The 12,880-nt window shown below is 56.7% G+C and carries 15 protein-coding genes and 1 riboswitch; of the genes, 5 read left to right on the top strand and 10 right to left on the bottom strand.

The features are described from left to right. Nucleotides 1–10: 10 nt before the first annotated feature. The 3 genes from dusC to C1N64_RS08980 form a co-directional block, all read right to left on the bottom strand. The gene (gene dusC / locus C1N64_RS08990) at nt 11–1,015 is read right to left on the bottom strand and encodes a tRNA dihydrouridine(16) synthase DusC (protein ID WP_052133227.1); all 1,005 of its coding nucleotides are present in this window, start codon (nt 1,013–1,015) and stop codon (nt 11–13) included. 2 nt (nt 1,016–1,017) lie between these two features. After that, nucleotides 1,018–2,367 (bottom strand): ATP-dependent RNA helicase RhlE, encoded by a 1,350-nt coding sequence (rhlE, locus tag C1N64_RS08985; protein WP_006118521.1) that lies wholly within the window; start codon nt 2,365–2,367, stop codon nt 1,018–1,020. 224 nt (nt 2,368–2,591) lie between these two features. Next, nucleotides 2,592–2,984: a YbhQ family protein gene (locus C1N64_RS08980; protein ID WP_033737724.1), complete on the bottom strand. Its 393-nt coding sequence runs from the start codon at nt 2,982–2,984 to the stop codon at nt 2,592–2,594. 177 nt (nt 2,985–3,161) lie between these two features. On the opposite strand from C1N64_RS08980, the gene C1N64_RS08975 reads away from it, so the two are divergent. From C1N64_RS08975 to C1N64_RS08965, 3 genes are read left to right on the top strand one after another with little or no spacing between them, the layout of a single operon-like run. Then, complete coding sequence (locus C1N64_RS08975; RefSeq protein WP_006118519.1) at nt 3,162–3,923, top strand: endonuclease/exonuclease/phosphatase family protein; 762 nt, start codon at nt 3,162–3,164, stop codon at nt 3,921–3,923. Beyond that, nucleotides 3,920–5,164, top strand: coding sequence for a cardiolipin synthase ClsB (clsB, locus tag C1N64_RS08970; RefSeq protein ID WP_394515428.1), 1,245 nt, complete (start codon nt 3,920–3,922; stop codon nt 5,162–5,164). The genes C1N64_RS08975 and clsB overlap by 4 nt, the downstream gene beginning before the upstream one ends. Then, nucleotides 5,164–6,129 (top strand): lysylphosphatidylglycerol synthase domain-containing protein, encoded by a 966-nt coding sequence (locus C1N64_RS08965; protein ID WP_054634282.1) that lies wholly within the window; start codon nt 5,164–5,166, stop codon nt 6,127–6,129. Before clsB ends, C1N64_RS08965 begins: the two co-directional genes overlap by 1 nt. Before the next feature lie 37 nt (nt 6,130–6,166). Here C1N64_RS08965 and C1N64_RS08960 read toward each other — a convergent pair whose 3' ends face one another. Beyond that, complete coding sequence (locus tag C1N64_RS08960; RefSeq protein WP_394515427.1) at nt 6,167–6,874, bottom strand: Bax inhibitor-1/YccA family protein; 708 nt, start codon at nt 6,872–6,874, stop codon at nt 6,167–6,169. 95 nt (nt 6,875–6,969) lie between these two features. Then, on the bottom strand, nt 6,970–8,064 hold the full coding sequence (locus tag C1N64_RS08955; RefSeq protein ID WP_394515426.1) for a DUF1615 domain-containing protein: 1,095 nt from the start codon (nt 8,062–8,064) through the stop codon (nt 6,970–6,972). 106 nt (nt 8,065–8,170) lie between these two features. Between C1N64_RS08955 and C1N64_RS08950 the strand changes: the two genes are divergently transcribed. Continuing rightward, the gene (locus C1N64_RS08950) at nt 8,171–8,956 is read left to right on the top strand and encodes an OBAP family protein (RefSeq protein WP_006118514.1); all 786 of its coding nucleotides are present in this window, start codon (nt 8,171–8,173) and stop codon (nt 8,954–8,956) included. On the opposite strand, the gene moaE is transcribed toward C1N64_RS08950, so the two are convergent. The 5 genes from moaE to moaA all read right to left on the bottom strand — a co-directional run bounded on the left by moaE (nt 8,953) and on the right by moaA (nt 11,651). Beyond that, a complete protein-coding gene (gene moaE, locus C1N64_RS08945) occupies nt 8,953–9,405 on the bottom strand; it encodes a molybdopterin synthase catalytic subunit MoaE (protein WP_058701075.1) in 453 nt (150 codons plus the stop codon). The two genes, C1N64_RS08950 and moaE, sit on opposite strands and share 4 nt — an antisense overlap. After that, entirely contained in the window at nt 9,406–9,651 is a 246-nt protein-coding gene (moaD, locus tag C1N64_RS08940; RefSeq protein ID WP_006118512.1) for a molybdopterin synthase sulfur carrier subunit, read from the bottom strand. Next, complete coding sequence (moaC, locus tag C1N64_RS08935; RefSeq protein WP_058707646.1) at nt 9,644–10,129, bottom strand: cyclic pyranopterin monophosphate synthase MoaC; 486 nt, start codon at nt 10,127–10,129, stop codon at nt 9,644–9,646. The genes moaD and moaC overlap by 8 nt, the downstream gene beginning before the upstream one ends. Nucleotides 10,130–10,131: 2 nt before the next feature. Further along, complete coding sequence (gene moaB, locus C1N64_RS08930; RefSeq protein WP_006118510.1) at nt 10,132–10,647, bottom strand: molybdenum cofactor biosynthesis protein B; 516 nt, start codon at nt 10,645–10,647, stop codon at nt 10,132–10,134. Nucleotides 10,648–10,661: 14 nt separating this feature from the next. Next, on the bottom strand, nt 10,662–11,651 hold the full coding sequence (moaA, locus tag C1N64_RS08925) for a GTP 3',8-cyclase MoaA (RefSeq protein WP_203232202.1): 990 nt from the start codon (nt 11,649–11,651) through the stop codon (nt 10,662–10,664). Continuing rightward, a riboswitch (molybdenum cofactor riboswitch) is annotated at nt 11,640–11,773 on the bottom strand. It overlaps the preceding gene by 12 nt. Before the next feature lie 201 nt (nt 11,774–11,974). On the opposite strand from moaA, the gene yvcK reads away from it, so the two are divergent. Further along, nucleotides 11,975–12,880: a gluconeogenesis factor YvcK family protein gene (gene yvcK / locus C1N64_RS08920; protein WP_394515425.1), complete on the top strand. Its 906-nt coding sequence runs from the start codon at nt 11,975–11,977 to the stop codon at nt 12,878–12,880.

Below are 12,880 nucleotides of genomic sequence, written 5' to 3'. Positions count from 1 at the left end.
GCGTGCGCGGCTAAGCGCCGCGCTGTCCCGCTCTCACTTCCGGTGAGGCTGAAGAGAACTGACAGGTCTGCCGCTGTAATGCCGCATAGCGGTCAATCGCCGTAGCAATATCGGCTGAGGTTTTTAAGGCGCGAATCTCAGCGAACAGCTCACCCGCTTCGACGTAGGCTTTACGCAAATAGCCCAGCCACTGTTTGATACGTGCGACATGGTACATGCCCGTATCACCCTGTTTTTCAAGCCGGGTATATTGTTGCAGGAGCACCACCACCTCCGGCCAGGCCATGGGCGCATCATTGTATTTGACGACCCGGCTCAGGTTAGGCACGTTAAGCGCACCACGCCCAATCATCACCGCATCACAGCCTGTGATTCGCAGACAATCCTGGGCGCTTTGCCAGTCCCAGATTTCGCCATTCGCGATAACCGGAATAGACAGTCGCCGACGAATCTCGCCAATCGCCTGCCAGTTAATAGCCTCAGCACGGTAGCCGTCTTCTTTGGTACGGCCGTGGACGACCAGTTCGCTGGCACCGGCCTGCGCTACCGCATCCGCAATTTCCATGCTGCGGGCGCTGGAATCCCAGCCCAGGCGCACCTTAACCGTAACGGGCAAGGAGTCAGGTACAGCTGCCCGCATGGCTTTGGCCGCGCGGTAGATTAAGTCGGGATCTTTTAACAGCGTCGCCCCGCCGCCGCTGCCGTTGACCAGCTTCGACGGGCAACCGCAGTTCAGATCCACGCCCCACGAGCCCAGCTCAACCGCGCGGGCCGCGTTTTCCGCCAGCCACTCGGGATGCTGCCCCAGCAGTTGCAGACGAACCAGCGTACCCGACGGCGTCCGGCTGGCATGATGCAGTTCGGGACAAAGGCGATAGAAGGATTTTACCGGCAGCAGTTGGTCAACGACGCGCAAAAATTCCGTGATGCACAAATCGTAGTCGTTGACGTCCGTCAACAGCTGGCGCACCAGAGAATCCAGTACGCCCTCCATGGGTGCCAGTAAAACCCGCATGATCAGACGTTTCCGCTGCGTTTAGGCGCGGGCCGACGTGGACGAGACGCAGGCTTGTCAGACTGGCCCGCTGCGGGTCCCTGACGACGCGGCTGCGCACGCTTGTCCCCTTGAGGACGCGCCGCGCCGGCACCTTGTCCGCCCTGCCCCCGACCACGGCCGCGTGAAGACGGTGACTGGCGGCCGTTCACAATCGGTTCCGCTTTGATGCTGGGATCCGGCTCATAGCCCGGCACAGCCAGTCGTGGAATTTCACGCTTCAGCAAGCGCTCAATATCACGCAACAGTTTGTGTTCGTCGACGCAAACCAGCGACAGCGCTGCACCCGTTGCGGCGGCACGACCGGTACGCCCAATGCGGTGTACGTAGTCTTCAGGCACGTTTGGCAATTCATAGTTCACGACGTGCGGCAGTTCTTCAATATCCAGACCGCGGGCCGCGATATCCGTCGCAACCAGCACACGAATCGCGCCGGATTTGAAGTCGGCCAGTGCACGGGTACGTGCGCCCTGACTCTTGTTACCGTGGATGGCGGCGGCCGTAATGCCGTCTTTGCCCAGCTGTTCGGCAAGGTGATTGGCACCGTGCTTAGTGCGGGTAAAGACCAGCACCTGCTGCCAGTTACCTTCGCCAATCAGCTGAGACAGCAGTTCCCGCTTGCGCTTTTTGTCAACAAAATGCACCTGCTGAGAAACCTGCTCAGACGCGGTATTGCGGCGCGCGACTTCAACCTGCTCCGGGTTGTGCAGCAGTTTTTCTGCCAGGGTTTTGATCTCATCTGAGAACGTCGCCGAGAACAGCAGGTTCTGACGTTTAGCTGGCAGTTTGGCCAGTACGCGGCGGATATCGTGGATAAAGCCCATATCAAGCATGCGATCCGCTTCATCCAGTACCAGCACTTCAACCTGAGACAGGTCAACGGCGTTTTGATGAGCCAGATCCAGTAAACGGCCCGGCGTGGCCACCAGAATATCGACGCCGCCGCGCAGCTTCATCATCTGCGGGTTGATGCTGACGCCGCCAAAAACCACCAGCGAACGCAGCGGAAGATATTTGCTGTAGTCGCTGACGTTTTCACCGACCTGAGCGGCCAGTTCACGGGTCGGTGTCAGAATCAGCGCGCGCACCGGACGACGGCCGCGCACTGTTCCGGTATTCGCGGACAGTTTCTGTAATAAAGGTAAGGTAAACCCGGCGGTTTTGCCGGTGCCGGTCTGGGCGCTTGCCAGCAGATCGCGGCCGGACAGCACAACAGGAATCGCCTGGCGCTGAACAGGCGTCGGTTCGCTGTAGCCCTGCTCAGCTACCGCACGCAGAATATCGGCACTCAGGCCGAGAGAGTCAAAAGACATGACGAGTATTACTCCGGTCCACTCTGACCGCGTTTGGCGGTGTAGTTTTCAGAGGGATAGTGACGCCAGCTGAGGCTGACGCGTGAAAAGGGTGCAAACTACGATGCATAAGCGGCGGAGTGTAACAGCTTTACCGCCCCTGTGCGAGATAGCTCACAATTGATTACATATCTCCCAACGACAAAAGCCACCTTGCGGTGGCTTTTTTAGCGCGACAGCCTGATTCAGCTGCGTTTTTTTTCAATGCGTCCTGCCGGCTCTTTCGCCAGCAACGACACCAGCGCGGGCCCCAACAACATCACCACGCCAAGGCTGGCTAACAGTAAGTTGTTGTGGAAAATGCGCGACACCAGAAACAGCGTCATCATCGCGGCACCGAAATAGTACGTGGTGGTCGCTTCTTCCAGGTAATCACCCAGGGTACGTAAACGGGCACTACGCTGCGTGATCAGCATGGCGATAAACACCGCTGCATAGGCCACCACCAGGGTACTGCACACTTCGACCAGTGCTTTATGTTTCCAGCCCCAGACCAGTGCGGCAATCACCAGCAGGTGCATCGCGATGTGGGCCCAGGTTTGACCGGTAATAATTTGAAAGCGATTCGACAATTTCATTTCTCTCTCCTGCAGACCTGGCACGTTGCACATATGCAACCGTAACCGGCCAGGGACGGTTTCTCAATGTAAAGCAAATTTCAGATAACGCCCTAATTATTCCTCTTCTTCACCCTCCATTTGTGACAAAGACTACACTTTGTTGTTGATGAAGATGAAAAGGAGCGCGTCGCGAGTATGCCACAAATCAAGCAAGGATTTTCATTTAAAGTCCTGACGATTAATACACATAAAGGTTTTGCCCCGTTTAACCGACGCTTCATCTTGCCCGAATTGCGTGAAGCGGTGCGCGCAACGTCAGCAGATATCGTCTTTTTGCAGGAGGTGATGGGAACCCATGACATTCACCCTCTGCAACATGAAAACTGGCCTGATACCTCCCACTACGAGTTTCTGGCCGACACGATGTGGAACGATTTTGCCTATGGGCGCAATGCGGTTTACCCGGAAGGACATCATGGCAACGCCGTGCTGTCGCGTTTTCCCATTGCTGAGTACGACAATCGCGATGTTTCAATTGCCGGGAGCGAAAATCGCGGCATGTTGCATTGCCAGCTTACCCTGCCCGATGGTCGGGGCACGCTGCATGTCATCTGTGTGCACCTGGGGCTGAAAGAGGCGCACCGTCGTGCCCAGTTGGCGATGTTAAACGACATGGTGATGGCGTTACCCGCTGACGCACCTGTCGTCGTCGCCGGTGACTTTAACGACTGGCAGGGGCGAGCCAACAACATACTGCAAAAAGGGGCGGGACTAAAAGAGGTCTTTAGCCTGAAAAGCGGACGACCTGCGCGGACGTTTCCGGCACGCTTTCCCCTTCTGCGACTGGATCGTATTTACGTGCGCAATGCGACGATCAGTCAACCCTGGGCATTGCCGCGTAAACCCTGGTCACACCTTTCCGATCACGCGCCGCTGGCGGTGGAGATCCATCTATGAATTTTGAGTGGCAAGACGGCAACAAACTGCGCCTGCTGGAAAACGGGGACGCATTTTTCCCCCGGGTATTTGGCGCGATTGCACGTGCCGAACACAGCGTACTGCTGGAAACCTTCATCCTGTTCGAAGACGATGTGGGCAACGCCCTGCACAAGGTGCTGCTGGCGGCGGCGCAGCGCGGCGTCAAGGTCGAAATGATGGTCGATGGCTACGGCTCCTCCGAGCTGTCCCAGAGTTATGTCAACAGTCTGACGCAGGCGGGCGTGCGCTTTATCTATTACGATCCGCGTCCGCTGATCATGGGCATGCGAACTAACGTCTTTCGCCGTCTGCACCGTAAAACTGTGGTCGTGGACGGCGTTATCGCCTTTGTCGGCGGCATCAACTTTTCCGCCGAGCACTACACGGATTTTGGCCCGGAAGCCAAACAGGATTATACCGTGGAGGTCAAAGGTCCGGTGGTCGCCGACATTACCCGCTACCTGCAAGAGGCGATTGGCAGTCAGGCCACCACTCGCCGCTGGTGGGGACAGCGTTCACATCGTCCGGCCAAAAACAGTCTGCCCGGCGATGCGCAGGTCCTGTTTGTCTATCGCGACAACGATCAGCACCGGGATGATATTGAGCAGCATTACCTGGACATGCTGCGCACCGCCAAACAGGACGTCATTATCGCCAATGCCTACTTTTTCCCTGGCTACCGTTTGCTTAAGGAGATGCGCAATGCGGCACAGCGCGGCGTACGTGTGCGACTGATTGTGCAGGGTGAGCCGGATATGCCGATTGTGAAAGTGGGCGCTGAGCTGCTTTATAACTATCTGGTGGATGCGGGCGTGGAAGTCTATGAATATTGCCGCCGACCGCTGCATGGCAAAGTGGCGGTGAAAGATCAGCAGTGGGCTACCGTTGGCTCAAGCAATCTCGACCCCTTGAGTTTGTCCCTCAATCTTGAAGCCAACCTGATCATTCACGATCGCAACTTTAACCAGACATTACGCGATAATCTTGAGCATTTACTGGCTGAAGACTGTCAGCGCGTCGAAGAGGATAAGTTACCACCACGCACCTGGTGGCAGCTGACGAAAGGCGTTGTCGTGTTCCACTTTCTGCGTCACTTCCCGGCTATCGCCGGCTGGTTACCGGCGCATACGCCAAAGCTGGCTCAGGTGGATCCGCCGGTTCAGCCCGAAATGGAGACGCAAGATCGCGTCGAAGCCAACAATGAAGGAGCCAATTCCTGATGGCAAACACGCATCCACGCTGGAAACTGGCAAAAAAAATCCTGACCGGGCTCTTCTTCGTCGCCGTCATTGTGCTGCTGGTGATCTATGCACGCAAAGTGAACTGGGATGACGTCTATAAGGTCATTGTTAACTACAACCGCTTTGTGGTGCTGACCGCGGCGGCACTGGTTATCGTCAGTTATCTGGTTTACGGCTGCTACGACCTGATTGGTCGGGCCTACTGTGGTCATAAGCTGGCCAAACGTCAGGTAATGCTGGTGTCATTTATCTGCTACGCCTTTAATCTGACGCTCAGTACCTGGGTTGGCGGTGTCGCTATGCGCTACCGGCTCTATTCGCGGCTCGGCCTGGACAGTGCGACGATTACGCGCATTTTCTCCCTCAGCATCGCCACTAACTGGCTGGGCTACATCCTGCTGGCGGGCGTGATCTTCAGTGCAGGCCTGGTTCCCATTCCCGGCGGCTGGTTTATCGGCGAAACCACACTACGGCTTATTGGTGCCGCGCTGCTGGTGCTCGTTGTGTTTTATCTCTGGGCGTGCGCGTTTTCTAAACGTCGTCGCTGGAAAGTGAAAGGGCAAACCCTGCAGTTGCCTTCCCTGCGCATGGCGCTGTTTCAGTTTGCCGTCTCCTGCGCCAACTGGCTGGTTATGGGCACGATTATCTGGCTGTTGCTGGGCCGGGATGCCGGTTATCCCATGGTGCTGGGCGTACTGTTAATCAGTAGTATCGCAGGCGTAATTATTCATATTCCGGCGGGGATTGGGGTGCTAGAAGCGGTATTCGTGGCGCTGCTGGGCGGCGAGAACCTTTCACACGGGACCATCATCGCCGCGCTGCTGGCTTACCGCGTGCTGTACTTCATTTTGCCGTTGCTCCTGGCACTGGTGCTGTATCTGGGGCTGGAGAGCCGCGCGAAACATATGCGCCATAAGAATGAGCAGAAGCTACAAAAATCGTAGTAAACGGCTGCTCTGGTTCACCAGAGCAGCCTGTTTTTTAACGGCGGTTGCCAAAAATACGCAGCAGCATCAGGAACAGGTTGATGAAATCAAGATAGAGCGTCAGCGCGCCCATAATTGAGTAGCGGCGCAGGTTTTCCGTGTCACGCGCATCAATCTGCTCACCGATATTTTTCAGTTTCTGCGTGTCATACGCGGTCAGACCGACAAACACCACCACACCGATGTAGGTAATGGCCCACATCAATGTCGGGCTTTTCAGCCAGAAGTTCACCAGCGAGGCCAGCAGAATACCAATCAGCGCCATAAACAGCAGACTGCCCAGGCGGCTTAAATCACGTTTTGTGGTGTAGCCGTAGAACGTCATGGCACCAAACATCCCGGCCGTGACGAAGAACGTGCTGGCAATGGACGAATAGGTGTACACCAGAAAGATACTGGCCATGGTCAGCCCGGTCAGGGCCGAATAGAGCATGAATAACCCCGTCGCCACGGCCCCGCTCAGGCGATGCACCATACCTGAGAGGAAGAACACCAGCGCCAGTTGCACAATGATCAGGCCGAAGAAGGTGATGCGATTTGCAAACACCAGCTCCATCACCGCCGGTGTGCGCGCGGCAAACCAGGAGACGAAGGCAGTGAGTAACAAACCACAGGTCATCCAGCCATAAACCTGTGCCATATAAGCCTGCAACCCACGAGATGCAGGCTGAACTATTGAATCATTCTGTGGATATCGGTCCATGATGCACCTCTTGTTAAACAAATGTGTTGTGCCCCAAAACGGGCTGTCTGAGTAAGTGTGGCACAGCTCTGTTCAACTGTGCCACAACGCCGTACTTATCGACGTGACAGGCACTGCTGATAACGACTGTCGACGCGTTGAGCAAACCATGCCGTGGTTAAATTGCGGGTAATTTTAGGACTTTCAAGTCTGATGCCCGGCAACATTTCCCGTGGCAAAGGCTTTCCGGCCATCTTGTCTGCCAGCGTAAAAACCTGCTTCCACAGATCGCTGTCGCTGAAGTCCGCCTTTTCGCCCCGCTCCAGATCGTGGCGGATTTCGCTGTTGCTCATATCAATGCGTTTCGCCAGCGTCCGCACCGCCAGCTCCGTCGATCCTGGCGTGTCCGAACCATACTGAATCAGATCGCCATCCAGCGCCAGCTTCATCCCTGTCGCGCGGGCTACCGCCGCCTGGAACGCCGCATTGCGGCTGGCGTACCAGCCCGCATTGTAGTCCGCGAACCGGTAAAGCGGCTTGCTGTAGTCAGCCGGATAGCCCAGCAGGTGCATTGTGCCGAAATAGACGCCGCCATGACGCGTGAAAACTTCACGGCGAATGGAACCCTCAACCGGCCATGGATAGCCTTTGGCATGGGCTTCTGCAAACGCAATACTCACCTGCATCGGTCCGCCGGTATGAACAGGATTGAGGTTGCCAAACAGCTTCTGCCCCATGGGCACCATCTCAATAAAGTCGTCGAAAATGGCGCTCAGATCTTTTTCACTTTTCGCCTTATCCAGCCGCGCAGCGTAGCTTTCGCCATTACTGGACTTGATTAACAGCGCGGTGCGCACTAAAAACGCCGGAACATGCACCTTCGCCGCCCGGCGGTCGATCTCCTCCCAGGCGATTTTTGCCATACCGGGTACGGTGCCGTTGGCGTCAAATCCTGACTCCTGGCCCGCCACCGCAATAACCGCGCACAAATTACTGTCGCTGGCGGTCAGGCCCTGGGTACGGAACGACGTATAGATATCGTCAGCCCAGCCTGATTTATCGCTGACACCGGCGGGCAGCAGGCGCTGAATCTGCGCTTTGACATCCTCAGGTTGCCTGGCGGGCGCTTCTGGTGTTTTTTTGCTGCTACAGCCCGCCAGTATCAGGATAGCGAGCAACGTCAGGCGTTTGGGGAATGAAATGAATGACATACCTGTCCTCTGAGGCAAAAAGAGTAGCTTAACACTGCGCCGCTTCGCAGGGCAGATGCGATGATATGAACTAAGGTTATCTCTTTTCACGAAAAAGGGATGTTTTATGTCAAAACGCTGGACACTTATCGCACTGAGCCTGCTGCTGGCCGGCTGCGGCGGCAATAACACACCGGCTCAGGTCAGTTCGCCGGGCGCCCCCACTTCACCGACGCTAAAAGCGCTGGACAGCGGCGCGGCCGTGCTGCAGTCCCGCCCGCCCATTGATGCGATCAATGCCTATCTGGATGGTTTTCATTTCTATAACGGCGACAAGAATGGCCAGATGGAAGCCCATCACTATGTGACGGTCCTGAATGATGATGTGATGCAGGCGGTGATTTATGACGGTAATACGCGCGATGCGCGCCTGATGGGCGTGGAATATATTATCAGTGAGCGCCTGTACCGCACCCTGCCCGCCGAAGAGAAAAAACTGTGGCACAGTCATCAGTACGAGGTGAAATCCGGTTCACTGGTCGCGCCCGGCCTGCCGGCCGTCGCAGAAAAAGCGCTGATGACGCGCATCGTCAACACGTACGGGAAAACCTGGCATACCTGGCACACCGACCGCGACAAGCAACTGCCCATTGGCATTCCGGCGCTGATGATGGGCTTTACCGCCGACGGGCAAATGGATGCGCGCTTGCTGGCCGATCGCGACCGCCGTTTTGACATCGACAGTCAAAAAATTCGTGCTGAACGGGCGGATATCGTCGCACATCCCGTGGTGCCCGGCGCCAATGCCTGGCAGGACGGTGACGTTATTCAGCTTCGGCGAGGACAAGGCGGCGGTGAACACGCGCACGGCAACACGCAGTTTGCTCCCGCCGAACAGCGAGGTACGCCTTAATCCCAGCGCTGCGCAGCCTCGTGATCGCTGCTGCGTGCATCGACCCAGCGATCGCCCTGCCCGGTGGTTTCCCGTTTCCAGAACGGGGCGCGGGTTTTCAGGTAATCCATGATGAATTCCGCAGCGGCAAAGGCGCTGCTGCGGTGCGCACTGGTGACGCCGACAAAGACAATCTCATCGCCGGGAAACAGTTCACCAATGCGGTGGATGACAGAGACGCGCTGAAGCGGCCAGCGCTGGCGCGCTTCGTCAGTAATTTCCTGCAGTGCCTTCTCGGTCATACCGGGATAATGTTCCAGCGTCAGGGCCGCAACATCATCGCCCAGGTTGTGATTGCGCACTTTGCCCGTGAACGTGACAACCGCGCCGTCTGCGTCGCACCCTGCCAGCCACTGGTATTCCTGCGCCATCGCAAAGGGCGCGGGACCGACCCGAATTTGCGTGTCCATTTATCCTCCGGTAACGGGTGGGAAAAAGGCGACTTCATCGCCGTCCTGTAAAGGGTGCGTCATGGGGCGTAGCGTCTGGTTAACCGCCGCCAGTAATCGTTCGCTGTCGAGCGCCAGCGCCCAGCGTTCGCCCTGCTGAGACAACGCTGTCCGCAGCGCCGCGACGTCGGGATAGTCGGCGGCCAGCGTCAGCGAGTCCGTGCCCACCAGCTCCCGCACCTGCGCAAAAAACAGTACCTTAATCATGGGCTGCCGCCTGAAAATCGCCGCTTTTGCCGCCGCTTTTATGCAGCAGGCGCAGCCGATCAATCACGATATCTTTCTGGACGGCTTTGCACATGTCATAGATGGTCAGCGCCGCCACGGAAGCCGCCGTCAGGGCTTCCATTTCTACCCCGGTTTTCCCCGTCAGCCGACACAGAGAGGTGATGCGAACCCGGTTCAATGCGGGTTCCGCGACCAGGTTGATCTCCACTTTGCTCAGCATAAGCGGATGACAGAGTGGGATCAGTTCCCAGGTGCGTTTTGCCGCCTGAATACCGGCAATGCGCGCTGTGGCGAACACATCACCCTTATGGTGACGGCCTTCCATGATCATCTGTAACGTTTCTGGCTTCATCAGTACCAGCACGTCGGCCTGCGCTTCGCGTACCGTATCGTCTTTGGTGGAAACATCCACCATGTGGGCTTCGCCCGCGGCGTTGATGTGGGTAAGTTGTGACATGCTTAAAGCTTCTTTAAATGAGTGACAAAATTGCAGGGACGCGTACGCGCATCCAGTTGGTCAGCGATGATGCGTTCCCACGCGGTGGTACAGGCTGACGTTGAGCCCGGGACCGCAAAGATCAACGTCTGGTTAGCCAGACCGGCCACCGCACGGGACTGCAATGTCGAGCCGCCAATGTCTTCGTAAGACACCATGCGGAACAGCTCGCCAAAGCCGTCAATCTCCCGATCGAACAACGGCAGCAGCGCCTCAGGCGTGCTGTTTTTCGCATTGAAGCCGGTGCCGCCATTAATAATGACCACCTGGACATCTTCACTGGCGATCCAGCGCGACACAATCGCGCGAATACGGTAAACATTGTCGGGAACAATGGCGTGATCGATCACGCTGTGGCCCGCCTCGGCTGCCGCTTCACGCAGATAATCGCCGGAGGTATCGCTGCTGGCATCACGGCTGTCAGAGACCGTCAGCATAGCGAGCTGTAACGGTTGAAACGTGCTGGCTGATTTGCCCATGTCTGCTCCTGCAGTTAACCGCCAATATAAGAAAGATTTTGTGTAATACCGGTATTTCCCTGTAACAGGAAATGCGTCTGCTTCTTCTGGCCCAGGCTGCTGGCAATGCGTGCCTGAAGTTCATCTTGCTGGTCGTCAGAGGCCAGCAGATCGCGTAAAGGAATCCCGCCATCGCCAAACAGGCAGAGATGCAAATTTCCCTGTGCGGAAACCCGCAGACGGTTGCAGCTGGCGCAGAAATCTTTGGAATACGGCATGATCAGCCCGATTTCACCCACGTAATCCGGATGATAAAACACCTGGGCCGGGCCATCACTGCGGCCGCTGATACGACGCTGCCAGCCCTGAGCAATCAGCTGATCGCGGATAACTTCGCCCGAGACATGCTGCTGGCGAAACAGCGCACCGCCCTCGCCGGTTTCCATCAGTTCGATAAAACGCAGCTGGATGGGACGCGTACGGATCCAGTCAAGAAAGGTCGCCAGATGGTGGCTGTTGACATCGCGCATCAGCACGCTGTTGACTTTGACCTGGCTAAAACCCGCCTCAAAAGCCGCGTCAATCCCGGCCATCACCTGGTGGAACTTGTCCTGACCGGTAATCGCATGAAACTGACGTGCATCGAGGCTGTCCACGCTGACGTTCAGCGCGGTCAGTCCCGCGTCGCGCCACTGCTTAACATCGCGCGCCAGTCGATAGCCGTTGGTGGTGACTGCAATCTGGCGAACCGCAGCATTTTCGTTAACCGCGGCGATAATGTCGGTGAAATCACGACGTAAAGAGGGCTCACCGCCGGTCAGACGCACTTTTTCAGTGCCCGCCGCCGCAAAGGCGCGCGTGACACGGCGAATTTCATCCAGTGAGAGAAAGCTTTTATTGCGGATACCGTTTGGCTGATAACCCTCCGGCAGGCAATAGGTACAACGGAAATTACAGACATCCGTGACCGAAAGGCGCAAGTAATAAAACTTACGCGCAAATGCATCAGTAAATTGTGACACCAGAGAACACCTTTCCAGTTCGGGAGATGCAGTCATTTCTTCCTGCACCCTGGCAGCGCGGAGGCTACGGCCTGAATCCCCTATCCGCAGACGTAGGCATTCAGGCTTGAGTGTACGTTAACCGGCTGATTAACGCGGTATACAGATGGTAGCGCGATTAGGGTAAATGCGCCATCCACGGCTTTTACTCTGTGTGCGCAGTAACGTTAACTTTCACCGTATTTCGCGCCCGGGATACGGTAAACTGCCGGTCATAAACTGACACACATCATCCTCGTCTGCACCCTGCGCGTTTCACGCCTCTGCAGACGCGAAAAAGGAGAAATATGAATCGAACACTGGCGGACCTGGATCGCGTCGTGGCACTGGGCGGCGGACATGGATTAGGTCGCGTGATGTCGGCCTTGTCACCACTGGGTTCGCGCCTGACCGGCATCGTTACCACCACTGATAACGGTGGCTCCAGCGGCCGCATCCGTCGGGCTGAAGGCGGTATCGCCTGGGGCGATTTGCGCAACTGCATTAACCAGTTGATTACCGAGCCCAGCGTCGCGTCCGCGATGTTCGAATACCGCTTTACCGGCAATGGCGAACTGGCCGGGCACAATCTGGGCAATTTAATACTGAAAGCGCTGGATCATCTGAGCGTGCGTCCGCTGGAAGTGGTCAATATCATCCGAAATCTGCTAAAAGTTGACGCGTTTTTAATCCCGATGTCTGAACATCCGGTGGATTTGATGGCAACAGATGACGAAGGCAATGCCGTTTATGGTGAAACCGCCATTGATGAGATGCGCGCACCACCACAGGCGTTAATGCTGCATCCTGTGGTGCAACCGACGCGCGAAGCGCTCGATGCCGTTGCAGAAGCCGATTTGATTCTGATTGGGCCAGGCAGCTTCTACACCAGCCTGATGCCCATTCTGTTAATGAAAGAAATGGCGCAGGCACTGCGCCGCACGCCCGCGAACATGGTGTTTATCGGCAACCTGGGCCGTGAACTCAGTCCGGCGGCGGCGGCGCTGACCGTGGCGGATAAGCTGAGAATAATGGAAGAGGCGATTGGTAAACGGGTCATCGACGCCGTGGTTGTCGGACCGGCCACGGACGTCAGTCTGATCGACAACCGCCTGATCATTCAGGAGCCGCTGGAGGCCGCAGATATTAAATATCGTCACGACCGCCAGCTGCTGCGCGGCGCGCTGGAGCACGCCATCCAGCGGTTTAACTGA

Source organism: Pantoea sp. SGAir0215, assembly GCF_043543215.1.
Note: the sequence above shows the minus strand (reverse complement) of the source record. Positions and strands in the feature narration are given on the sequence as shown.

Excerpts from the sequence above, each read along its gene's own strand:
- C1N64_RS08975 (WP_006118519.1), top strand. The coding sequence starts at position 3,162 with ATGCCACAAATCAAGCAAGGATTTTCATTTAAAGTCCTGACGATTAAT.
- C1N64_RS08965 (WP_054634282.1), top strand. The coding sequence starts at position 5,164 with ATGGCAAACACGCATCCACGCTGGAAACTGGCAAAAAAAATCCTGACC.
- C1N64_RS08950 (WP_006118514.1), top strand. The coding sequence starts at position 8,171 with ATGTCAAAACGCTGGACACTTATCGCACTGAGCCTGCTGCTGGCCGGC.
- moaE (WP_058701075.1), bottom strand. The coding sequence starts at position 9,405 with ATGGACACGCAAATTCGGGTCGGTCCCGCGCCCTTTGCGATGGCGCAG.
- moaB (WP_006118510.1), bottom strand. The coding sequence starts at position 10,647 with ATGGGCAAATCAGCCAGCACGTTTCAACCGTTACAGCTCGCTATGCTG.
- clsB (WP_394515428.1), top strand. The coding sequence starts at position 3,920 with ATGAATTTTGAGTGGCAAGACGGCAACAAACTGCGCCTGCTGGAAAAC.
- moaC (WP_058707646.1), bottom strand. The coding sequence starts at position 10,129 with ATGTCACAACTTACCCACATCAACGCCGCGGGCGAAGCCCACATGGTG.
- rhlE (WP_006118521.1), bottom strand. The coding sequence starts at position 2,367 with ATGTCTTTTGACTCTCTCGGCCTGAGTGCCGATATTCTGCGTGCGGTA.
- C1N64_RS08960 (WP_394515427.1), bottom strand. The coding sequence starts at position 6,874 with ATGGACCGATATCCACAGAATGATTCAATAGTTCAGCCTGCATCTCGT.
- yvcK (WP_394515425.1), top strand. The coding sequence starts at position 11,975 with ATGAATCGAACACTGGCGGACCTGGATCGCGTCGTGGCACTGGGCGGC.
- dusC (WP_052133227.1), bottom strand. The coding sequence starts at position 1,015 with ATGCGGGTTTTACTGGCACCCATGGAGGGCGTACTGGATTCTCTGGTG.
- C1N64_RS08980 (WP_033737724.1), bottom strand. The coding sequence starts at position 2,984 with ATGAAATTGTCGAATCGCTTTCAAATTATTACCGGTCAAACCTGGGCC.
- moaD (WP_006118512.1), bottom strand. The coding sequence starts at position 9,651 with ATGATTAAGGTACTGTTTTTTGCGCAGGTGCGGGAGCTGGTGGGCACG.
- C1N64_RS08955 (WP_394515426.1), bottom strand. The coding sequence starts at position 8,064 with ATGTCATTCATTTCATTCCCCAAACGCCTGACGTTGCTCGCTATCCTG.